This is a genomic window from Pantoea sp. Ap-870 (genome assembly GCF_011752515.1).
GTDB classification, from domain to species: Bacteria; Pseudomonadota; Gammaproteobacteria; order Enterobacterales; family Enterobacteriaceae; genus Pantoea; species Pantoea dispersa.
Map to the genome: position 1 here is coordinate 259,297 of NZ_VWXG01000005.1, position 20,557 is coordinate 279,853.

The window sequence follows — 20,557 nt, forward strand, 5'->3', positions numbered from 1 at the left end:
CGTTACGGTTTGCGCGCCACCAGCACGGCACGCAGCGGGGCGGGATAGCCTTCAATCGTTTTGCTGCTGTCGTGCGGATCGAGGAACTCCGCCAGCGATTCGCTGGTCATCCAGTCGGTGCGACGCTGCTCTTCCACCGAGGTGATGGCGTAATCGGCGATGCGCACATCGACAAAACCGCACTTCTCCAGCCAGTTTTTCAGCGCCGCCGCAGACGGAATAAAGTAAACGTTGCGCATCTGCGCATAGCGTTCACCCGGCACCAGCACCGCGTTTTCATCGCCTTCAATCACCAGCGTTTCCAGTACCAGTTCGCCGTCGCTGACCAGCTGATTTTTCAGTTGCAGCAGATGGTCGAGCGGCGAACGCCGGTGATAGAGCACGCCCATGGAGAACACGGTATCGAACGCCTGCAGCGCCGGCAACTGCTCAATGCCCAGCGGCAGCAGATGCGCACGGCGATCGTCACCCAGCAGCTTACGCACCGCTTCGAACTGGCACAGGAACAGCTGCATCGGATCGATACCGACCACCAGCTGCGCGCCGGCACCAATCATGCGCCACATGTGATAACCGCTGCCGCAGCCTACATCCAGCACGGTTCGACCGGCCAGCGAAGAGATATGCGGCAGCACGCGGTCCCACTTCCAGTCGGAGCGCCATTCTGTGTCGATGTCGCAGCCGTAGAGCGAAAACGGCCCTTTGCGCCACGGCATCAGGTTACGCAGCAGCTTTTCGATGCCGGCGCGCTGGCGATCGGTTAACGCGTCATGCTGCGCGCTGACGCTGTGCAGCAGATCGAGCTGCTGCGGCACCAGCAGCGGCAGATTGTCGACCGACTTCTCCCAGTTGCGAAAATGTCCGTGCAGGTTTTCACGCTGCCAGGCGGCGACCTGCGCCGGCAACACTTCCAGCCAGCTGGCGAGCGGGCCGGTGGCGATTTGCTGATAAAAACGGCCAAAATCAATCATTTCAACGCCACCAGTGAGCCAAAGTTAAAGCACTGGAACCACAATTCGGCATGGGCAAAGCCGGCGCTTTTCAGGCGGGCTTTATGCGTTTCCACGCTGTCCGTCAGCATCACGTTCTCCAGCATGCTGCGCTTCTGGCTGATCTCCAGCTCGCTGTAGCCGTTGGCGCGCTTAAAGTCGTGGTGCATGTTGAACAGCAGTTCGCCGACGTCGGCATCTTCAAAGCTGAACTTTTCCGACAGCACCAGCGCACCGCCCGGATTGAGGCCGGCGGCGATTTTCTGCAGCAGCGTCAGGCGCGCGTCCGGCTCAAGGAACTGCAGGGTAAAGTTGAGCACCACCAGTGAGGCGTTTTCGATGTGGATATCGCGGATATCCGCTTCCAGCACCTGCACCGGCGTAGCGGCGCGGAAGGCGTCGATGTGTCGGCGGCAGCGTTCCACCATCGCCGGTGAATTATCGACGGCAATAATCTGGCAACCCGGTGCCTTAATATTGCGGCGCACCGCCAGCGTGGCCGCGCCCAGCGAGCAGCCGAGATCGTAAACCTGGCTATTGGGCTGCACAAAGCGTTCTGCCAGCATGCCAATCATCGAAATGATGTTGGAGTAACCCGGCACCGAGCGCTGAATCATATCGGGAAAGACTTCAGCCACGCGCTCGTCAAAGGTCCAGTCGCCCAGTTTATCGATGGGCGCGGAGAATAGCGTATCGCGGTCAGACATAATGAATTATCCGGAGAGAAAACGGAAAGGGCGCTATTCTGGCAGAAACTGCCGCAGGCTGCACCCGTTTCCCTGCGTTTAGAACAGGCTGGATTGCTGTGGCCAGGCGGGCAGCGGGCGCAGCGTCGGCTCCAGCTGTTGCAGCTGCGGCCACAGCGCCTGTAGCAGCGGAAACACCGCGCCCATATCCGGCGTGTGGATAAACAGCAGCGGGTCGCTGTCGTGCTGCCAGTCCGCCAGTTTTTGCTGCCAGACATCAAACAGCGGCAGGCTCTCCTCCACGCTGTCGCTGCCGATAAAGCGCACCATCGGCTGTCCGGCAGTGCGCACCGCGTGCGTCGGCACGCGCGGCTTTTGCGCGCGCGCATGCACGGCGGCCGGGCTGAGCGAGGCAGAGGCGTGCACCGGACGGCTGTCGAGAATCACCCGATTAACCCCGCGCTGATGCAGGCCGCGATTCAGCGCGCGCTCGGCCTCGCCTTTGGCAAAAAAGGCCGCATGGCGCACTTCAACGCCATAGTGAAAGCTGCGCGGCAGGCGATCGAGAAACGCCCATAAATCTGTCAGCTGCGCCGGTGAAAAGGCGGCGGGCAGCTGCAGCCAGTACTGGCCGATGCGCTGGCTGAGCGGATCCAGCAGGCGCAAAAATTCATTCACCAGCTCATCGCAGTTCTTCAGCGCCGCTTTGTGGCTGATGGTGTCAGGAAATTTAAAGCAGAAGCGAAAGGCGTCGTCAGTCATGTCATACCAGCGCTGCACTACTTCGGGTCTGGGCAGCGCGTAAAGCGTGGTGTTGCCTTCGACGCAGCCGAACAGCCGGGCGTAATCCGCCAGGGTTTCGATACCCAATACTTTCCAGTTGGCGTGCTGCCATTGCGGTAATCCAATACGAAGTGTCAAAACTGCTCCTGCCTGCTGTGGCGCGGAAAATGCGCCGTACGTTACCTGGTTTTGCCACGGTCAGGAACCGATCGCGCGGCAAACGCTGACGATTTGTCCGCTTTGCGCGGGATCTGCTTATCCTGCCTGCCATTTTCCATTATAATAGCCGCCTTTTTTGCGGCAGCATCTCAGAAGGTTACGCGGCCTGATGCTGTCTGGCAGCAGCGGCGAAGTTAAAAGGATACGTTATGCGTACAGAATATTGCGGACAGCTCAATCTGTCTCATGTGGGTCAGCAAGTTACTCTCTGCGGCTGGGTCAATCGCCGTCGCGATCTCGGCAGCCTGATTTTTATCGATATGCGTGACCGCGAAGGCATCGCGCAGGTGTTTTTCGATGCCGATCATCAGCAGGCTTTCCAGCTGGCGTCTGAACTGCGTAATGAATTCTGTATCCAGATCACCGGTACTGTGCGTGCGCGTGAAGAGAAAAACCGCAACAGCGACATGGCAACCGGTGACATCGAAGTGTTCGCCCATGAGCTGAACATCATTAACCGCGCAGAACCGCTGCCGCTGGATTCTAACCAGACCAACAGCGAAGAAGCGCGTCTGACCTATCGCTACCTCGACCTGCGTCGTCCGGAAATGGCGCAGCGTCTGAAAACCCGTGCCAGAATTACCAGCTTTGTGCGCCGCTTTATGGACGGTGAAGGCTTCCTCGACATCGAAACCCCGATGCTGACCAAAGCCACGCCGGAAGGCGCGCGTGACTACCTGGTGCCGAGCCGGGTGCACAAAGGTAAATTCTACGCGCTGCCACAGTCACCGCAGCTGTTCAAACAGCTGCTGATGATGTCTGGTTTTGACCGCTACTATCAGATCGTCAAATGCTTCCGTGACGAAGACCTGCGTGCAGACCGTCAGCCGGAGTTCACCCAGATCGACGTGGAAACCTCGTTCATGAGCGCTGAGCAGGTGCGCAGCATGATGGAGCAGATGATCCGTGAGCTGTGGCTGGACATCAAAGGCGTCGACCTCGGTGACTTCCCGCAGATGACCTTCGCCGAAGCGATGAACCGCTATGGTTCCGATAAGCCAGACCTGCGTAACCCGATGGAGCTGGTGGACGTTGCTGACCTGCTGAAAAACGTCGAATTCCAGGTGTTCGCCGGCCCGGCAAACGACCCGAAAGGTCGCGTCGCGGCGCTGCGCGTGCCGGGCGGTGCCGCGCTGACGCGTAAGCAAATCGACGAATACGGCAGCTTTGTCGGCATTTACGGTGCCAAAGGTCTGGCGTGGATGAAGATCAATGCGCGCGCCAGCGGTTTCGACGGCGTGCAGAGCCCGGTGGCCAAATTCCTGACGCCGGAGATCGTTGAAGCTATTCTGCAGCGTACCGACGCGCAGGACGGCGACCTGATCTTCTTCGGCGCCGACCGTGCCAGAGTGGTGGCGGATGCACTGGGTGCACTGCGCCTGAAAGTGGGCCGTGATCTGCAAATCACCAATGATAAAGCCTGGGCTCCGTTGTGGGTGGTCGACTTCCCGATGTTCGAAGAGGACGACGAGGGCGGCCTGGCGGCGATGCACCATCCGTTTACCTCGCCAAAAGCGCTGACCGCGGAACAGCTGGCGGCCGATCCGACGCAGGCGGTGGCTAACGCCTACGATATGGTGATCAACGGTTATGAAGTGGGCGGCGGTTCGGTGCGTATCCACAGCGGCAATATGCAGCAGACAGTGTTTAGCATTCTGGGCATCAGCGAAGAAGAGCAGCGTGAGAAGTTTGGCTTCCTGCTGGATGCGCTGAAGTTCGGTACCCCGCCGCACGCAGGTCTGGCATTCGGCCTTGACCGTCTGACCATGCTGCTGACCGGCACCGACAATATCCGCGATGTGATTGCGTTCCCGAAAACCACCGCGGCGGCCTGTCTGATGACCGAAGCACCAAGCGAAGCCAACCCAGCGGCGCTGGCTGACCTCGGTATCCAGATCGCGCCGAAGAAAGTCACTCCAGAGACGAAATAATGGGCTATAAACACCCGGTATCGGTGCTGGTGGTGATTTTTGCGCAAGATACCGGCCGGGTGTTAATGCTGCAGCGGCGCGATGACCCCAGCTTCTGGCAGTCGGTTACCGGCAGCCTGGAGCCGGGCGAAACGCCGGCGCAAACGGCGCAGCGCGAAGTGGCTGAAGAGCTGGCGATTGATATTGCCGCAGAGGGGCTGGTGCTGGAAGATTGCCACAAACAGATTGAGTTTGAGATCTTTCCGCACTATCGCCATCGCTATGCGCCGGGTATCACGCATAACCGGGAACACTGGTTCCGGCTGGCGCTGCCCGCCGAACGCCAGCCACTGCTGAGCGAGCATCTCGCCGCACAGTGGCTGACACCGGCCGCCGCCGCCGCACTAACCCGCTCGTGGAGTAATCGTCAGGCAATCGACGAATTTATCTGAATGCCCGCCACCGCGCGTTTTTCCGGTGGTTTTATCGTTAAATTACAGACATACGGTATAAGTCGAAAGATTTGCACCGCTAAAATAGAACAGTCAGGCGTCATCGGCGCAGCAAGGTTGTTCACCGCCAGCGCACAGCAACCGGAGCGTACATGAGTACGTGAGGATTGCGCGCACTGCCGGGGAACAAGATTGCCAGCAAGATAGCCTGCACCCTGTTAAAGATCGGAGAATATGTAAGATGGCTGGACACAGTAAATGGGCAAACACGAAGCACCGCAAAGCGGCTCAGGACGCCAAGCGCGGTAAAATCTTCACCAAAATCATTCGCGAGCTGGTGACAGCGGCCAAGCTGGGCGGTGGCGATGCCGGCTCCAACCCGCGTTTGCGCGCAGCGATGGACAAAGCCCTGTCCAACAACATGACGCGTGACACCATGAACCGTGCGATCGCGCGCGGCGTCGGCGGTGAAGATGACAGCAACATGGAAACCATCATCTATGAAGGTTACGGTCCGGGCGGCTCTGCGGTCATGGTGGAGTGTCTGAGTGATAACCGTAACCGTACCGTGGGCGAAGTGCGTCACGCCTTCAGCAAAACCGGCGGTAACCTCGGCACCGACGGTTCGGTCTCTTACCTGTTCAGCAAGAAAGGCGTGATCTCCTTCGCGCCAGGCCAGGACGAAGATGCTGTGATGGAAGCGGCGCTGGAAGCCGGTGCAGAAGATGTCGTGAGCTATGACGATGGCGCGATTGACGTCTTTACCGCGTGGGAAGAGCTGGGCAGCGTGCGCGATGCACTGGAAGCCACTGGTCTGAAAGCCGACAGTGCTGAAGTGTCGATGATTCCATCAACCAAAGCGGAACTGGATGCCGAGACGGCTCCTAAACTGCTGCGTCTGATCGACATGCTGGAAGATTGTGATGATGTGCAGGAAGTTTACCATAACGGTGAAATTTCTGATGAGGTAGCGGAAACGCTGTAATGGCGTTACGCACCCCCCTGCAATACGGAGACGCGCTATGGCGATAATACTCGGGATTGACCCCGGCTCGCGCGTCACCGGCTACGGTGTCATCCGCCAGACCGGCCGCCAGCTCAGCTATCTGGGCAGCGGCTGTATCCGCACTAACGTCACCGATCTGCCTTCCCGCCTCAAACTGATTTACGCTGGCGTCAGCGAAATCATCACCCAGTTCGCGCCGGATTACTTCGCCATTGAGCAGGTGTTTATGGCGAAGAACGCGGATTCGGCGCTCAAGCTGGGGCAGGCGCGTGGCGCGGCGATTGTCGCAGCAGTCAACCTTGATCTGCCGGTGTTTGAGTATGCGGCCCGTCAGGTGAAGCAGACGGTAACCGGCATCGGTAGCGCGGAAAAAAGCCAGGTGCAGCACATGGTGCGCACGCTGCTCAAACTGCCGGCCAATCCGCAGGCGGATGCCGCCGATGCGCTGGCCATCGCCATCACCCATTGCCACGTCAGCCAGAATGCGGCGCGCATGAGCGACAGCAAACTGGTGCTGACGCGCGGACGTTTGCGATCCGGTTAGCAAAAGCGTGGCCATTCAATAGGCTGGATATGCATCCAGCCTTTTTTATGATATACATAGCCGACATTTTACCTCCAGCAGGCGCGCGGTTGAGCGCGGTGTGGCAGGAGGCCGATGATTCAGACGCTTACACATACACTAAGGAATTGCTCAGGTGATTGGTCGTTTACGAGGCATTATTCTGGAAAAACAGCCGCCGCTGGTGCTGATTGAGGCGCACGGTGTGGGTTACGAAGTGCACCTGCCAATGACCTGCTTTTACGAGCTGCCGGACATCAACCAGGAAGCAATTATCTTCACCCAGTTTGTGGTGCGGGAAGATGCGCAGCTGCTGTTCGGGTTTAACAGTAAGCAGGAGCGGGCGCTGTTCCGTGAGCTGATCAAAGTCAACGGCGTCGGGCCCAAACTGGCGCTGGCGATTCTTTCCGGCATGTCAGCGCAGCAGTTTGTCACGGCGGTGGAGCGCGAAGAGATCGCCTCGCTGGTGAAGCTGCCGGGCGTGGGCAAGAAAACCGCTGAGCGTCTGGTGGTTGAGATGAAAGATCGCTTCAAAGGCATGCACGGCGACCTGTTTGGCGGCGACTCGGCGTTTACCCTGACCACGCCGTCGGCACAGCAGGATAACAACGACGCCGAGGCTGAAGCAGTTGCGGCGCTGGTAGCGCTGGGTTATAAACCGCAGGAAGCCAGCCGTATGGTCAGCAAGGTTGGCAAACCAGATGCGGATTGTGAAACCCTGATTCGCGAAGCCCTGCGCGCTGCTATTTGAGGTAATGCATGATTGAAGCCGACCGCCTGGTCTCGGGCAGTTCATTCACTGAGGAAGAGAGCCTCGACCGCGCGATTCGCCCCAAACTGCTGACGGAGTATGTCGGGCAGCCGCAGGTGCGAGAGCAGATGGAGATTTTCATCCAGGCCGCCAAACTGCGCGGCGATGCGCTGGACCACCTGCTGATCTTTGGTCCGCCCGGGCTGGGCAAAACCACGCTGGCCAATATCGTAGCTAATGAGATGGGCGTCAATCTGCGCACCACATCCGGTCCTGTGCTGGAAAAGGCCGGTGACCTGGCGGCGATGCTCACCAACCTTGAACCGCACGACGTCTTGTTTATCGATGAAATTCATCGCCTGTCGCCGGTAGTGGAAGAGGTGCTGTATCCGGCGATGGAAGATTATCAGCTGGATATCATGATCGGTGACGGACCTGCAGCGCGCTCGATCAAACTGGATTTGCCGCCGTTCACCCTGATTGGCGCTACCACCCGCGCAGGCTCGCTCACCTCACCGCTGCGCGATCGCTTTGGGATTGTGCAGCGCCTGGAGTTCTACAATGTGCCGGATCTGCAGCACATCGTCGGACGCAGCGCCGCCTGCCTGGGGCTGACGCTGAGCGAAGAGGGCGCGCTGGAAGTGGCGCGCCGTGCGCGCGGTACGCCGCGTATCGCCAACCGCCTGCTGCGCCGTGTACGTGACTTCGCCGAAGTGCGCGCCAGTGGCAACATGAGTGGCGAAGTCGCCGCCAGCGCACTGGATATGCTCAATGTGGACAATCAGGGCTTCGACTATATGGACCGCAAGCTACTGCTGGCGATTATCGACAAGTTCATGGGCGGTCCGGTGGGGCTGGATAATCTGGCGGCGGCGATTGGTGAGGAGCGTGAAACCATTGAGGACGTTATCGAACCCTTCCTGATCCAGCAGGGCTTTATTCAGCGCACGCCGCGCGGCCGGATGGCCACGCAGCACGCCTATAAGCATTTCGGCATCAGCCGCGAAGAGTAACCGGCGTCACGCCGCCGGTTTTTTTGCCATGCTGATAATGAACAGTACCGCAGCACACAGCACCACCGACGGACCGGCCGGGGTGTCGTAGCTGGCAGAGAAAGTCAGGCCACCGGTGACGGCAATGATGCCGATGAGCACCGCAAAGCCGGCCATCTGTTCTGGCGAACGCGAGAAGCGTCGCGCCGTGGCGGCCGGAATGATCAGCAGTGAAGTAATGATCAGCGCGCCAACAAATTTCATCGCCACACCAATGGTCAGCGCGGTTACCAGCATCAGCATCAGGCGGGTACGCTGAATGTTTACGCCGTCCACCTGCGCCAGCTCCGGACTGATGGTCATCGACAGCAGCGAACGCCATTGCCACGCCATCACCACCAGCACGATTGCCACGCCGCCCGCCATCAGCGACAAATCATCCGGGGTGATCGCCAGCAAATCGCCAAACAGATAGGCCATCAAATCAACGCGCACGCCCTGCATCAGACTGACCACCACCAGACCCAGCGACAGCGCGCTGTGCGCCATAATCCCTAACAGCGTATCGATCGCCAGATGCGGGCGTCGCTCCAGCCACACCAGCCCGAGCGCCAGGCACACTGTCACCAGAATCACCGCATAATAGGGGTTCACGTTGAGCAGCAGACCAAACGCCACGCCGAGCAGAGAGGCGTGGGCGAGGGTATCACCGAAATAGGACATGCGGCGCCAGACGACAAAAGAGCCGAGCGGACCGGCCGCCAGGGCCAGCAATACGCCGCCCAGCCAGCCGGGTAATAACAGTTCAATCATGACGGGCCGTTTCCTTTGCGCAGAACAATGCGTCCCTGTAAATCGTGACGGTGATTATGGTGATGGCGGTAGATCGCCAGCTGCTGTGCGCCGCGCGGGCCAAACATGGCGATAAATTCCGGATGCTGCGAGACGGCTTCCGGCGTGCCGGAACAGCAGATGTGATGGTTGAGGCACAGCACTTCGTCGGTCTTTGCCATCACCAGATGCAGGTCGTGCGACACCATCAGCACGCCGCAGTTGAGCTCGCGTCGCAGTTGATCGATCAAATCGTAGAGCGCCACCTGGCCGTTAACATCCACGCCCTGCGTCGGTTCGTCCAGCACCAGCAGCTGCGGCTGGTTGAGCAGGGCGCGCGCCAGCAGCACGCGCTGCGTTTCACCACCAGACAGTTTTTGCAGCGGTGACTGCAGCAGATGGCCGGCCTGCACCCGCTTCAGCGCCGGCAAAATATCATCACGGCGACTGCCGCGCGTCAGACGCATAAAGCGCTCAACGCTGATCGGCAGCGTCGGATCGATGTGCAGCTTTTGCGGCACATAGCCAATACGCAGCCCCGGCGCGCGGCGGACGCTGCCGCTGTCTGGCGTGAGCAGGCCGAGTACCGTGCGCACCAGCGTGGACTTGCCGGCTCCGTTGGGACCCAGCAGGGTGAGAATTTTGCCCGGCTGCAGCGACAGGCTGATGCCTGCCAGCACCGCACGCTGGCCAAACTTCACCGAAATGTTTTCGAGTGTAACAAGTGACGACATGATATTTACGGGTTGCATTGAATTTCGAATGTTATAATATCACATTCCATCACCTGGTCACGATGGAATGACGCATTATGTTACACAATAAAAAGCGCCTGGCTTTTACCCTTTCTGCGGCGACGTTAAGCCTCGCCACCACGTTTTCCGCGCAGTCTGCGGTGGTGGCTTCAATCAAGCCTCTCGGATTTATCGCAGCCGCCATTGCCGATGGCATTACGCCGGTTGAAGTATTGCTGCCGGACGGTGCCTCAGAGCACGATTATGCCTTACGGCCATCCGATGTAAAACGTATTAAAAACGCTGACTTAGTAGTATGGACCGGTCCGGAGATGGAAGCCTTTCTGACGAAGTCCGCCGGAGAGTTACCAGCCAGTAAAAACCTTGAAATTGCCGCCTTGCCTGGCGTAAAACCGCTATTGATTAGCGGTGGTGAAGATGAGGACGAACATGAGCACGGTCACGATCACGACCATGACTCAGACAATTCTGAGAACCAGGACCCGTCTCATACTCATCATCACCACGGCGAGTTTAATATGCACCTGTGGATGTCGCCGGAGATTGCGAAACAATCTGCTGTTGCAATCCACGGAAAATTATTGGAACTTATGCCGCAAAGCAAAGCCAAACTTGACGCCAACCTGCAGCAGTTTGAGGCACAATTGGCGGACACAGACAAACGGATTGGCGCACAACTCGCGCCGGTACGGAACAAGGGTTATTTCGTTTTTCACGACGCTTACAGCTACTTTGAGAAACATTACGGTTTATCACCATTAGGTCATTTTACCGTCAATCCTGAGATCCAGCCGGGCGCCCAGCGTTTACATCAAATACGAACACAGTTGGTTGAGCAGAAAGCAGTCTGCGTTTTTGCTGAACCACAATTCAGGCCGGCGGTCATCGATGCCGTGTCTCGCGGAACCAGCGTGCGTAAAGGCACCCTCGACCCGTTAGGCATGGGAATCAGCTTAACCAAAGACAGCTACGTGAAATTCCTCTCACAGCTGTCAAGCCAGTATGCGAGCTGCCTGAATGGAGCATAGAGGAATAGGTAAAAGTGCAGCAGATAGCCCGCTCTGTCGCCCTCGCATTTAATAATTTGCCGCGCCCCCACCGCGTTATGCTGGGGTCACTCACCGTTGTTACACTGGCCGTCGCTGTCTGGCGGCCTTACGTCTATCATCCCCGCGATGTTGCGCCCATCGTGAAAGACATCACGCTGGACAAAAACGAGCTGCGCACGCTGCTGCCGGAAGCCAGTGAACCGATCGATCAAACCACGGCGGAACCGGAAGACGAGATCCCGTCGGATGACATTGATAAAGACGTGCCTGTCAATCCCGATCAGCATGATTACACCGTTTCCTCAGGCGATACGCTGAGCAGCGCGCTTAATCAGTACGGTATCGATCTCGGTGACATTAATGCGCTGGTCAGCAGCGACAAGAGTTTGCGTAATCTGCGCGTGGGGCAGCAGCTGAGCTGGACGCTGGATGCCGATGGCGCGCTGCAGGATTTCACCTGGGAGATCGATCGGCGTGAAACCCGCACCTATGCGCGTCAGCCGAACGGCAGCTTTAAGATGCAGCAGGAGATGCAGAAGGGTGAATGGCAGAACAGCGTGCTGAAAGGCGAAGTGCGCGGCAGTTTCGCCGCCAGCGCCCAGCGCGCCGGCCTGACCAGCGCCGAAACCAGCAGCGTGATTAAAGCCATGCAGTGGCAGATGGATTTCCGCAAACTGCGCGCCGGTGACGACTTTAGCGTACTGATGTCGCGCGAGATGCTGGACGGTAAGAGTGCGCAGAGTCAGCTGCTCGGCGTGCGCCTGCGCACCGGCGGCAAAGATTACTATGCCTTCCGCGCGGAAGACGGCAAGTTCTACGATCGCAACGGCTCCGGTCTTGCGCGTGGCTTCATGCGCTTCCCGACGGTGAAACAGTACCGCGTCTCGTCAAACTTCAATCCGCGCCGCCTCAATCCGGTAACCGGCCGCATCGCGCCGCATAAAGGCGTCGATTTTGCGCTGCCGATTGGTACGCCTGTACTGGCCGTCGGCGATGGCGAAGTGGTGATCGCGAAAAACGGCGGAGCCGCCGGTAACTACGTCGCGATCCGTCACGGTCGTCAGTACATGACCCGCTACATGCATCTGAGCAAAGCGCTGGTGAAACCGGGACAGAAAGTGAAACGCGGCGATCGCATCGCGCTTTCCGGTAACACCGGTCGCTCCACCGGACCGCATCTGCATTATGAAGTGTGGATCAACAACCAGGCGGTCAACCCGCTGACGGCGAAGCTGCCGCGCATGGAAGGGCTGACCGGTAAAGATCGCAGCACCTATCTGGCGCAGGTGAAGAGTTATCTGCCACAGCTGACGCTGAAATAACGTTAATTTCCGGGCAAACGCGCAAAAACCGACGGATTCTTCGTCGGTTTTTTGCTATCTGGCCTGTGAAGATTGCAAAATTACCTGCCGTCACTATTATTGAGCCGTCATTGTCAGAGGCGAGTGCATGGAAACCCGAAAAAAAAATAACAGTGAGTTTATTCCCGTTTTTCAACGTTCTTTTTTAAAGCCGAAATACTGGGGCAGCTGGCTGGCGATAGGTGCGCTGGCCGGTATGGCGATGCTGCCGGCCAAGGTGCGCGATCCAGTGCTGGGCGGGCTGGGTAAGTTTGCCGGCAAGCTGGCGAAAAGTGCGCGCCGCCGTGCGCTGATCAATCTCTACTATTGCCTGCCGGAGCTCAGCGAAGCGCAGCGCGAAGAGATTGCTGATCGTATGTTTGCCACCGCGCCGCAGGCGATGGTGATGATGGCCGAGCTGGGGATGCGTAATCCTGAACGCGTGCGCCAGCGCGTTGAGTGGCACGGCCGCGAGATCATCACGGCGCTGCAGGAGAATCATGAGAACGTGATTTTCCTCGTGCCGCACGGCTGGGGCGTGGATATTCCGGCGATGCTGCTGGCCTCGGAAGGTCAGATGATGGCGGCGATGTTCCACAATCAAAGCGATCCGCTGATGGATTATATCTGGAACACCGTCCGTCGCCGTTTTGGTGGCCGCATGCACGCGCGCAACGACGGCATCAAACCGTTTATCGCCTCGGTGCGTCAGGGCTATTACGGCTACTATCTGCCGGACCAGGACCACGGTGCTGAGCACAGCGAGTTTGTCGATTTCTTTGCTACCTATAAAGCGACATTGCCGGCGGTCGGGCGTCTGATGAAAGTATGCCGCGCGCGCGTAGTGCCGCTGTTCCCGGTGTATAACAGCGCGACGCACAAGCTGGAGATTTATGTGCGCCCGCCGATGGACGATTTGCTGGATGCCGATGACACCACGCTGGCGCGGCGCATGAACGAAGAGGTGGAAATCTTCGTGCGCCCGCATCCGGAGCAGTACACGTGGATTCTCAAACTGCTGAAGACGCGTAAAGAAGGGGATATTGAGCCTTACGCGCGGAAGGATTTGTACCCGCGTAAATAGCTAACGCGTGCTGAACCGTGCCGCCCGGCACGGTTCGTCATCACTCATTCGACGCTTGTCAGGCGACTGCGCCGCTTACGCTCGCGCAGGAACAGCGTCACCAGGCCAAACCACAACACGCCGGCGACGAAGTTGATCGCGCTGAACCACGGCGTACCGCCGCTGAAATAACCGCTTTTTGCCACTTCAATCCCTGCCGCCAGCGTCAGAATGCTGATCATCCCCAGCATCGCGGCGATGCTGCCTTTACCTTCGCTGCTGGAATAGAGCGTCAGCCGGTACAGCCCGGCGTTGACCATCCCGGCACCAAACGCATACAGGCTAAGGCCGGCGGTGAGCAGCAGGTAACTGTGGCTGTTGAGCAGGTTCGCCACCAGTGCGATGCTCAGGCCGAGCAGAATCGGCCAGGCGGCAAATTTAACCGGTTGCTCGATGGCCACGCGTCCCGCCAGTTTGCCCAGCGTCAGGTTACCGGCGATCATCGCCAGAAATACCGGTAATTGCAGCAATGCGTACTGCAGGCGGGATAAGCCCTCTTCATGCATCAGAATCACCGGCGACAGCGCCACCCAGGTAAGAATCGGGATGAACACCAGGCCGATAGCGAAGGAGCCGTACATCACCTGCTTATCGCGCGCCAGCCGTCCGTAGCCGCGCGCCAGGTTCGGTAACGCAATGGAGTGGCTGCGATCGCCGGCGGTTTCCGGCATGATGCGCCACAGCACCACAAACGCCAGCAGGCTGCAAACCGCAAACAGCCAGAACATGCTGCGCCATTCGCCCACCGTTAGCCAGGCGGCACCGGCCAGCGGACCCGCCAGCGGTGCCAGCAGCGCCACGTTAGCCATCAGCGCCATCATGCGCACAGCTAACGCCTCGTCAAACGCCTCCTGCACTGCGGCATAGCTTACTGCGCCAATGAAGCACAGGCTGATGCCCTGGATAAAGCGCAGCGTGACGAACTGCTCGATGTTGCTCACCCAGGTGGTGAGAACACAGGCGGCGGCAAAGAACAGAATGCCGAACAGCAACACCGGACGCCGGCCATATTTATCCGACAGCGGACCGAGCAGCCACTGCAGTACTACGCCGCCCATCAGATAGGCAGTGAGTGAGGTGGATACCCATTCCGGGCCGACGTTAAACTCGGCGGTGACCAGCAGCATGCCGGGCTGAATCATGTCATGGGCGATGTAGGTCGCGAACTCAAACAGCACCAGCGCGAGCGGAAACAGCAGCACGCGCCCGGTGAGTTGACTGATGGGTTGATAGCGGGCCATCTGGCCTCCTTGTCAGTGAAAAATAAAACGCGACTGCCAGGCAGTCGCGTTTGTCCATGTTGTTACAGCCGCTGTCAGGAGGTGCGTAAAACTCAGTCTACGCGCAGGACACGGCTGGTGTTGGTGGTGCCGGTGGTCGCCATCACGTCGCCCTGGGTGACAATCACCAGATCGCCGGAGACGAGGAACCCTTTGTCGCGCAGCAGATTAACCGCATCGTGCGCGGCGGCGACACCATCGTTGTTGCTGTCAAAGAACACCGGCGTCACGCCACGGTACAGCGCGGTCAGGTTCAGGGTACGTTCATGACGTGACATTGCGAAGATCGGCAGACCCGAAGTGATGCGCGACGTCATCAGTGCGGTACGGCCAGATTCGGTCATGGTAATGATGGCCGACACGCCCTGCAAATGGTTAGCGGCGTACATCGCCGACATGGCAATCGCTTCTTCGATGTTGTCGAACTGCACGTCCAGGCGGTGTTTGGATACGTTCACGCTTGGAATTTTTTCCGCGCCAAGACACACCTTCGCCATCGCCGACACGGTTTCCGCCGGATACTGACCGGCCGCCGTTTCCGCCGACAGCATCACCGCATCGGTGCCGTCCAGCACGGCGTTTGCCACATCCATCACTTCCGCGCGGGTCGGCATCGGATTGGTGATCATCGACTCCATCATCTGGGTAGCAGTAATGATGGTGCGGTTCAGCTGACGCGCACGACGAATCAATGCTTTCTGAATGCCCACCAGCTCCGGATCGCCAATTTCCACGCCGAGATCGCCACGCGCCACCATCACCACGTCAGAGGCGAGGATGATGTCATCCATCGCTTCCTGCGTTGCCACCGCTTCGGCGCGCTCCACTTTGGCCACCAGTTTGGCGTCGCAGCCGGCATCGCGTGCCAGACGGCGCGCGTAGTTCATGTCTTCGCCGTTACGCGGGAAGGAGACCGCCAGATAGTCGACGCCAATTTTCGCCGCGGTAATGATATCCAGCTTATCTTTTTCGGTCAGCGCTTCAGCCGACAAACCGCCGCCGAGCTTGTTGATGCCTTTATTGTTGGAGAGCGGGCCGCCGACAGTCACTTCGGTGAAGACTTTCACCCCCTGAACTTCCAGCACCTTCAGCTGCACACGGCCGTCGTCCAGCAGCAGGATATCGCCCGGCACCACATCTTCCGGCAGGCCTTTATAGTCGATACCGACTTTCTCTTTGTCGCCTTCGCCTTTGCTCAGGTTGGCATCCAGCAGGAAGCGGTCACCGACATTGAGGAAAACTTTGCCTTCTTTGAAGGTTGATACGCGAATTTTAGGGCCTTGCAGATCGCCAAGAATGGCGACGTGGCGACCGAGTTTGGCCGCAATCTGCCGCACTTTATCGGCGCGCAGTTGATGATCTTCCGGGGTGCCGTGGGAGAAATTGAGTCGCACAACGTTAGCGCCTGCCGCGATGATTTTTTCGAGGTTGTTGTCGCGATCGGTGGCGGGGCCGAGGGTTGTAACGATCTTGGTTCTTCTGAGACGTCTGGACATGAAGGACTCCGTTGACAAAGTATCGTGTCGATCACAAGTGACACGCAATGGTCACTCATTCTATATGATCGAGGGGCTGTGATTCGACTCACATTGTGAATGTGATGTTAATTATTTTGCTGTGCACGTGATTCCGGCGCCGGCTTTTCGAGGCGCGACGCTTTCAGCGCCTCTTTTACCCGCTTCAGATTCTCACGGAAAGCGGTACCGCGCTCCAGGGTAAAACCGGTTGCCAGCACGTCAACCACGGTGAGCTGCGCCAGGCGGGAAACCATCGGCAGATAGATGTCGGTATCTTCCGGTACATCCAGCGTCAGCGCCAGCGTGGCTTCCTCAGCCAGCGGCGATCCAGGCGAGGTGATAGCCAGCACGGTGGAAGCGTTTACACGCGCCAGGCGAGCCAGTTCTATCATATTTTTGGTGCGGCCAGTATGCGATATCAGAACAAACACGTCATTTGGTCCACTATTTATGCAACTCATGCGCTGGATCACAATATCCTCGGACCAGATGACCGGCAGATTAAAACGCAGAAATTTATTGGTGGCATCATGCGCCACTACCGCCGAGGCGCCAAGACCAAAGAAGGCCACTTTATGCGCCTGTGACAATGCCTGCACCGCCTGAGCCACTACCTGCATATCCAGTTGCTGACGCACGCGGCTGAGTCCCGCCAGCGCGGAATCAAAAATCTTGTGGCTGTAGCGTTCTACGCTGTCATTTTCTTCGACATCGAGACTGACCCAACTCGGTCCTTTGGCCAGACTCTGTGCCAGCTGCAGCTTGAAATCGGGAAAGCCGCGCGTGCCCATGCGGTGACAGAAGCGGTTCACCGTCGGTTCGCTGACCTGCGCCGCCTGTGCCAGCGTGGCAATGCTCGAGTGCATCGCCTGCTGCGGCGCGGCCAGAATCTGTTCTGCCACTTTGCGTTCTGATTTGCTCAGCGCGGCCAGCTGCGCCTGTATTTGATCCAGCATGTTGTTAACCCGATGACCATCAATCACTTTTTTGCGTTCACCCGTGCGTGAAATCGCTGCCAATTATGCGGAATATACCGTGTAATAGCCTGACGTACGCAGCGGCGGACAAATGTAACCGCGCTTTTTTTGTCATACTTTGATCGCTGCCGGGTTTTCGCCCGACAAACATCGAAACAGAAAAAGGCGCGTTAGCGCACTTCGCAACACGTTAAATGCGACCCGGCGGTGCAGGATAATCACCTGTAACCGACCGCAGCCGGGTTGTCCTGGCGCGGTGAAAAAAGTACATTGTGCTGTAAGAAAATTACAATAAGGACCCGGCAGGATGAGGACGCTCAGGCCGGGTATATCCTGCAACGAGGAGAGGAAAATGGCGGTAACACAAACAGCCCAGGCATGCGATCTGGTGATTTTCGGTGCCAAAGGCGATCTTGCACGCCGGAAACTGTTGCCTTCACTGTATCAGCTGGAGAAAGCCGGTCAGATTCACGATACCACGCGCATTATTGGCGTGGGTCGCGCGGAGTGGGACAAAGAGGCCTACACCAAAGTGGTGCGTGAAGCGCTGGAAACCTTCATGAAGGAGAAGATTGACGAAGCGCTGTGGGACAAACTCAGCGGCCGTCTCGACTTCTGCAACCTCGACGTTAACGACACCTCGCACTTCTCGAAACTGGGCAAGATGCTGGATCAGAAAAACCGCGTCACCATCAACTACTTTGCCATGCCGCCGAGCACCTTTGGCGCCATCTGTGAAGGCCTGGGCGCCGCTAAACTCAACGCCAAACCGGCGCGCGTGGTGATGGAGAAGCCGCTTGGCACCTCGCTGGAGACCTCGCAGGAGATTAACGACAGCGTCGGTAAATTCTTCGATGAAAGCCAGGTGTTCCGTATCGACCATTATCTCGGTAAAGAGACGGTGCTCAACCTGCTGGCGCTGCGTTTTGCCAACTCGATTTTCGTCAATAACTGGGACAACCGCACCATCGACCACGTGCAGATCACCGTGGCGGAAGAGGTGGGTATCGAAGGCCGCTGGGGTTACTTCGACAAAGCCGGCCAGATGCGTGACATGATCCAGAACCACCTGCTGCAGATCCTGACCATGATCGCCATGTCGCCGCCGTCCGATCTCAGCGCTGACGCGATTCGTGATGAGAAGGTGAAAGTGCTGCGCTCGCTGCGCCGCATCGACCAGACCAACGTGCGCGAGAAAACCGTACGCGGTCAGTACACTGCCGGTTTTGTGCAGGGCAAAAAAGTGCCGGGCTACCTGGAAGAAGAGGGGGCTAACAAGCAGAGCAGCACCGAAACCTTCGTTGCCATCCGCGTGGATATCGATAACTGGCGCTGGGCGGGCGTGCCTTTCTACCTGCGCACCGGTAAGCGTCTGCCGACCAAGTGCTCAGAAGTGGTGGTGTACTTCAAAAACCCGGAAATGAACCTGTTTAAGGACTCTTACGCTGAACTGCCGCAGAATAAGCTGACGATTCGTCTGCAGCCGGACGAGGGCGTGGATATTGAGATCCTCAACAAGGTGCCGGGTCTCGATCACAAGCATAAGCTGCAGACCACCAAGCTGGATCTGAGCTACTCCGAAACCTTCAATCAGTCGCATCTGGCGGATGCCTATGAGCGTCTGTTGCTGGAAACCATGCGCGGCATTCAGGCACTGTTTGTGCGCCGCGATGAAGTTGAAGCGGCGTGGACTTATGTCGATTCGATTATTGAAGCGTGGAATGCGGATGGCGACGCCTCCAAACCGTATCAGGCCGGCACATGGGGCCCGGTCGCCTCGGTGGCGATGATCACCCGCGACGGCCGTTCATGGAACGAGTTTGAATAACCGCTCCTGCATCGCTGACTGAGAGATTTATGATAACGCCCCTGCGCTGTTCGCCAGGGGCGTTTTGTTTTTAGCCAGCGAGGTTAACCCTGGTCGCCATTAATGGCAACCTTACAGAATGGTGCGCAATGATGCGCAAATGATAATGCTAAGGAAACGTATGGAAACGCTATTGCGCAATAAATGGAGTTCTGTCGGTATGTTGCTGGGGGCCATAGCATTCATGCTGGTTGCAGTTCACTTTACTTTCGGCCCGTTCCAACATCGTCCCTCAATTGAGCAGGTGGTAGCAGAACAGGTTGCCGCAGTGAAGAAAGGTGTTCTTGCCGGACTAAAAGGGGAGAACGTGCAAAGTTCTACATCGAAAGCCAGCAAGATGGACATCGATGGGCTGCTTACCATTACGGATGTCGTGCTGGCGGCTATTGCCCTGCTGCTGGCCGCGTTTGGTGGTATGCGCAAAGAGAGCCGCTGGAGTGTTTACGGCGCGCTGTTTTTCGCAGGTGCCACTCTGACGTTCCATGCCATCGTGGCTGGTATGGCTCTGGTCAGTGCACTGGTGTTTTTATTAATTGTTTTAGCGGTTGTCTCACTGGTGCTGGGTTAAAACTGCAGACGCAGGCATCAGGCTCAACTTGCGAGCGGATACAGGTCATCACCAAAATGAACCGCGGTTTCAAAAATTGATGATATCCAATAGACGTCCGTCCGGCCGATCTTGTATGGTAGGGCTCTCTTTCTGACAGCCGGACCGCGCGTCGGGTTGTCTCTCCTGAGGAAACGTAATGAAGAACTGGAAAACGAGTGCGGAACAGATCCTGACTACCGGCCCGGTTGTGCCGGTGATTGTCGTCAACAAGCTGGAACATGCGGTGCCGATGGCCAAAGCGCTGGTCGCAGGTGGCGTACGCGTGCTGGAAGTGACGCTGCGCACGCCTGTAGCGATGGATGCGCTGCGGGCGATGATCAAAGAAGTCCCGGAAGCGATCGTGGGTGCCGGCACGGTGATCAATATCCAGCAGCTGAAAGAAGTGACCGACGCCGGCGCGCAGTTTGTCATTAGCCCGGGGCTCACCGAACCACTCCTCAAGGCGGCGGTGGAAGGCCCGGTGCCGCTGATTCCAGGTATCAGCACCGTGTCAGAACTGATGGTCGGCATGGATTATGGTTTGCGCGAGTTCAAGTTCTTCCCGGCAGAGGCTAACGGTGGCGTCAAAGCGCTGGCGGCGATTGGTGGTCCATTCCCGCAGGTGCGTTTCTGCCCGACCGGCGGCATTTCACCGGCCAACTATCGTGACTATCTGGCGCTGAAAAGCGTGCTGTGTATTGGCGGCTCGTGGCTGGTGCCAAACGATGCGCTGGAGAGCGGCGACTGGGATCGCATTACGCAGCTGGCGCGTGAGGCTGTGGCAGGTGCGGCTTCACCCCGCTGATCGCGAATAGCGCTGCCGCGCAACTGCTACGCGGCAGCGGTCAATTTTTGCGGGTGGTGATGGCGCTGCGTCAC

20 protein-coding genes are annotated in these 20,557 nt (G+C 58.1%); 12 read left to right on the forward strand and 8 right to left on the reverse strand.

The features are described 5' to 3' along the window. Positions 1-2: 2 nt before the first annotated feature. The 3 genes from cmoB to F3J41_RS14640 all read right to left on the reverse strand — a co-directional run bounded on the left by cmoB (position 3) and on the right by F3J41_RS14640 (position 2,596). Entirely contained in the window at positions 3-971 is a 969-nt protein-coding gene (cmoB, locus tag F3J41_RS14630) for a tRNA 5-methoxyuridine(34)/uridine 5-oxyacetic acid(34) synthase CmoB (protein ID WP_021509962.1), read from the reverse strand. Next, positions 968-1,696, reverse strand: coding sequence for a carboxy-S-adenosyl-L-methionine synthase CmoA (cmoA, locus tag F3J41_RS14635; protein ID WP_125310394.1), 729 nt, complete (start codon positions 1,694-1,696; stop codon positions 968-970). Before cmoA ends, cmoB begins: the two co-directional genes overlap by 4 nt. 78 nt (positions 1,697-1,774) lie before the next feature. After that, the gene (locus F3J41_RS14640) at positions 1,775-2,596 is read right to left on the reverse strand and encodes a DUF72 domain-containing protein (RefSeq protein WP_166711644.1); all 822 of its coding nucleotides are present in this window, start codon (positions 2,594-2,596) and stop codon (positions 1,775-1,777) included. Positions 2,597-2,826: 230 nt separating this feature from the next. On the opposite strand from F3J41_RS14640, the gene aspS reads away from it, so the two are divergent. From aspS to ruvB, 6 genes are all read left to right on the forward strand, one after another. Next, positions 2,827-4,608, forward strand: coding sequence for an aspartate--tRNA ligase (gene aspS / locus F3J41_RS14645; protein WP_166711646.1), 1,782 nt, complete (start codon positions 2,827-2,829; stop codon positions 4,606-4,608). After that, positions 4,608-5,039: a dihydroneopterin triphosphate diphosphatase gene (nudB, locus tag F3J41_RS14650; RefSeq protein ID WP_058771222.1), complete on the forward strand. Its 432-nt coding sequence runs from the start codon at positions 4,608-4,610 to the stop codon at positions 5,037-5,039. The genes aspS and nudB overlap by 1 nt, the downstream gene beginning before the upstream one ends. A 241-nt stretch (positions 5,040-5,280) precedes the next feature. Beyond that, entirely contained in the window at positions 5,281-6,024 is a 744-nt protein-coding gene (locus tag F3J41_RS14655; protein WP_021509967.1) for a YebC/PmpR family DNA-binding transcriptional regulator, read from the forward strand. A gap of 37 nt (positions 6,025-6,061) precedes the next feature. Beyond that, entirely contained in the window at positions 6,062-6,589 is a 528-nt protein-coding gene (gene ruvC / locus F3J41_RS14660) for a crossover junction endodeoxyribonuclease RuvC (protein WP_021509968.1), read from the forward strand. 154 nt (positions 6,590-6,743) lie between these two features. Then, positions 6,744-7,358 (forward strand): Holliday junction branch migration protein RuvA, encoded by a 615-nt coding sequence (gene ruvA, locus F3J41_RS14665; protein ID WP_021509969.1) that lies wholly within the window; start codon positions 6,744-6,746, stop codon positions 7,356-7,358. Between the two features lie 8 nt (positions 7,359-7,366). Then, a complete protein-coding gene (ruvB, locus tag F3J41_RS14670) occupies positions 7,367-8,371 on the forward strand; it encodes a Holliday junction branch migration DNA helicase RuvB (RefSeq protein WP_021509970.1) in 1,005 nt (334 codons plus the stop codon). A 6-nt stretch (positions 8,372-8,377) separates the two neighbouring features. Here the strand turns inward: ruvB and znuB are convergent, their stop codons facing one another. After that, complete coding sequence (gene znuB / locus F3J41_RS14675) at positions 8,378-9,163, reverse strand: zinc ABC transporter permease subunit ZnuB (protein WP_021509971.1); 786 nt, start codon at positions 9,161-9,163, stop codon at positions 8,378-8,380. Next, positions 9,160-9,915, reverse strand: coding sequence for a zinc ABC transporter ATP-binding protein ZnuC (znuC, locus tag F3J41_RS14680; RefSeq protein ID WP_058774752.1), 756 nt, complete (start codon positions 9,913-9,915; stop codon positions 9,160-9,162). The genes znuB and znuC overlap by 4 nt, the downstream gene beginning before the upstream one ends. Positions 9,916-9,992: 77 nt before the next feature. On the opposite strand from znuC, the gene znuA reads away from it, so the two are divergent. From znuA to lpxM, 3 genes are all read left to right on the forward strand, one after another. Beyond that, positions 9,993-10,964, forward strand: coding sequence for a zinc ABC transporter substrate-binding protein ZnuA (znuA, locus tag F3J41_RS14685; protein ID WP_058757511.1), 972 nt, complete (start codon positions 9,993-9,995; stop codon positions 10,962-10,964). Positions 10,965-10,978: 14 nt separating this feature from the next. Next, on the forward strand, positions 10,979-12,307 hold the full coding sequence (gene mepM / locus F3J41_RS14690; protein WP_031280193.1) for a murein DD-endopeptidase MepM: 1,329 nt from the start codon (positions 10,979-10,981) through the stop codon (positions 12,305-12,307). Positions 12,308-12,434: 127 nt separating this feature from the next. After that, positions 12,435-13,409, forward strand: a complete 975-nt coding sequence (gene lpxM, locus F3J41_RS14695) for a lauroyl-Kdo(2)-lipid IV(A) myristoyltransferase (RefSeq protein WP_058771224.1) — start codon at positions 12,435-12,437, stop codon at positions 13,407-13,409. A 44-nt stretch (positions 13,410-13,453) separates the two neighbouring features. On the opposite strand, the gene F3J41_RS14700 is transcribed toward lpxM, so the two are convergent. The 3 genes from F3J41_RS14700 to F3J41_RS14710 form a co-directional block, all read right to left on the reverse strand. Next, positions 13,454-14,689, reverse strand: a complete 1,236-nt coding sequence (locus tag F3J41_RS14700) for an MFS transporter (RefSeq protein WP_058757513.1) — start codon at positions 14,687-14,689, stop codon at positions 13,454-13,456. A 92-nt stretch (positions 14,690-14,781) separates the two neighbouring features. Continuing rightward, the gene (pyk, locus tag F3J41_RS14705) at positions 14,782-16,224 is read right to left on the reverse strand and encodes a pyruvate kinase (protein WP_021509977.1); all 1,443 of its coding nucleotides are present in this window, start codon (positions 16,222-16,224) and stop codon (positions 14,782-14,784) included. A 107-nt stretch (positions 16,225-16,331) separates the two neighbouring features. After that, the gene (locus F3J41_RS14710; RefSeq protein ID WP_150360576.1) at positions 16,332-17,201 is read right to left on the reverse strand and encodes a MurR/RpiR family transcriptional regulator; all 870 of its coding nucleotides are present in this window, start codon (positions 17,199-17,201) and stop codon (positions 16,332-16,334) included. A gap of 373 nt (positions 17,202-17,574) precedes the next feature. Between F3J41_RS14710 and zwf the strand changes: the two genes are divergently transcribed. The 3 genes from zwf (at position 17,575) to F3J41_RS14725 (ending at position 20,483) form a co-directional block, all read left to right on the forward strand. Then, positions 17,575-19,050, forward strand: a complete 1,476-nt coding sequence (zwf, locus tag F3J41_RS14715) for a glucose-6-phosphate dehydrogenase (protein WP_021509979.1) — start codon at positions 17,575-17,577, stop codon at positions 19,048-19,050. 160 nt (positions 19,051-19,210) lie between these two features. After that, positions 19,211-19,657: a hypothetical protein gene (locus F3J41_RS14720; protein WP_104093222.1), complete on the forward strand. Its 447-nt coding sequence runs from the start codon at positions 19,211-19,213 to the stop codon at positions 19,655-19,657. 178 nt (positions 19,658-19,835) lie between these two features. After that, positions 19,836-20,483 (forward strand): bifunctional 4-hydroxy-2-oxoglutarate aldolase/2-dehydro-3-deoxy-phosphogluconate aldolase, encoded by a 648-nt coding sequence (locus tag F3J41_RS14725; protein WP_088518144.1) that lies wholly within the window; start codon positions 19,836-19,838, stop codon positions 20,481-20,483. The last annotated feature ends 74 nt before the right edge of the window (positions 20,484-20,557 follow it).

Coding starts and splice junctions, on each gene's coding strand:
- cmoB (WP_021509962.1), bottom strand. CDS start 971: ATGATTGATTTTGGCCGTTTTTATCAGCAAATCGCCACCGGCCCGCTC.
- cmoA (WP_125310394.1), bottom strand. CDS start 1,696: ATGTCTGACCGCGATACGCTATTCTCCGCGCCCATCGATAAACTGGGC.
- aspS (WP_166711646.1), top strand. CDS start 2,827: ATGCGTACAGAATATTGCGGACAGCTCAATCTGTCTCATGTGGGTCAG.
- nudB (WP_058771222.1), top strand. CDS start 4,608: ATGGGCTATAAACACCCGGTATCGGTGCTGGTGGTGATTTTTGCGCAA.
- F3J41_RS14655 (WP_021509967.1), top strand. CDS start 5,281: ATGGCTGGACACAGTAAATGGGCAAACACGAAGCACCGCAAAGCGGCT.
- ruvC (WP_021509968.1), top strand. CDS start 6,062: ATGGCGATAATACTCGGGATTGACCCCGGCTCGCGCGTCACCGGCTAC.
- ruvB (WP_021509970.1), top strand. CDS start 7,367: ATGATTGAAGCCGACCGCCTGGTCTCGGGCAGTTCATTCACTGAGGAA.
- znuB (WP_021509971.1), bottom strand. CDS start 9,163: ATGATTGAACTGTTATTACCCGGCTGGCTGGGCGGCGTATTGCTGGCC.
- znuC (WP_058774752.1), bottom strand. CDS start 9,915: ATGTCGTCACTTGTTACACTCGAAAACATTTCGGTGAAGTTTGGCCAG.
- znuA (WP_058757511.1), top strand. CDS start 9,993: ATGTTACACAATAAAAAGCGCCTGGCTTTTACCCTTTCTGCGGCGACG.
- lpxM (WP_058771224.1), top strand. CDS start 12,435: ATGGAAACCCGAAAAAAAAATAACAGTGAGTTTATTCCCGTTTTTCAA.
- F3J41_RS14700 (WP_058757513.1), bottom strand. CDS start 14,689: ATGGCCCGCTATCAACCCATCAGTCAACTCACCGGGCGCGTGCTGCTG.
- pyk (WP_021509977.1), bottom strand. CDS start 16,224: ATGTCCAGACGTCTCAGAAGAACCAAGATCGTTACAACCCTCGGCCCC.
- F3J41_RS14710 (WP_150360576.1), bottom strand. CDS start 17,201: ATGCTGGATCAAATACAGGCGCAGCTGGCCGCGCTGAGCAAATCAGAA.
- zwf (WP_021509979.1), top strand. CDS start 17,575: ATGGCGGTAACACAAACAGCCCAGGCATGCGATCTGGTGATTTTCGGT.
- F3J41_RS14720 (WP_104093222.1), top strand. CDS start 19,211: ATGGAAACGCTATTGCGCAATAAATGGAGTTCTGTCGGTATGTTGCTG.
- F3J41_RS14725 (WP_088518144.1), top strand. CDS start 19,836: ATGAAGAACTGGAAAACGAGTGCGGAACAGATCCTGACTACCGGCCCG.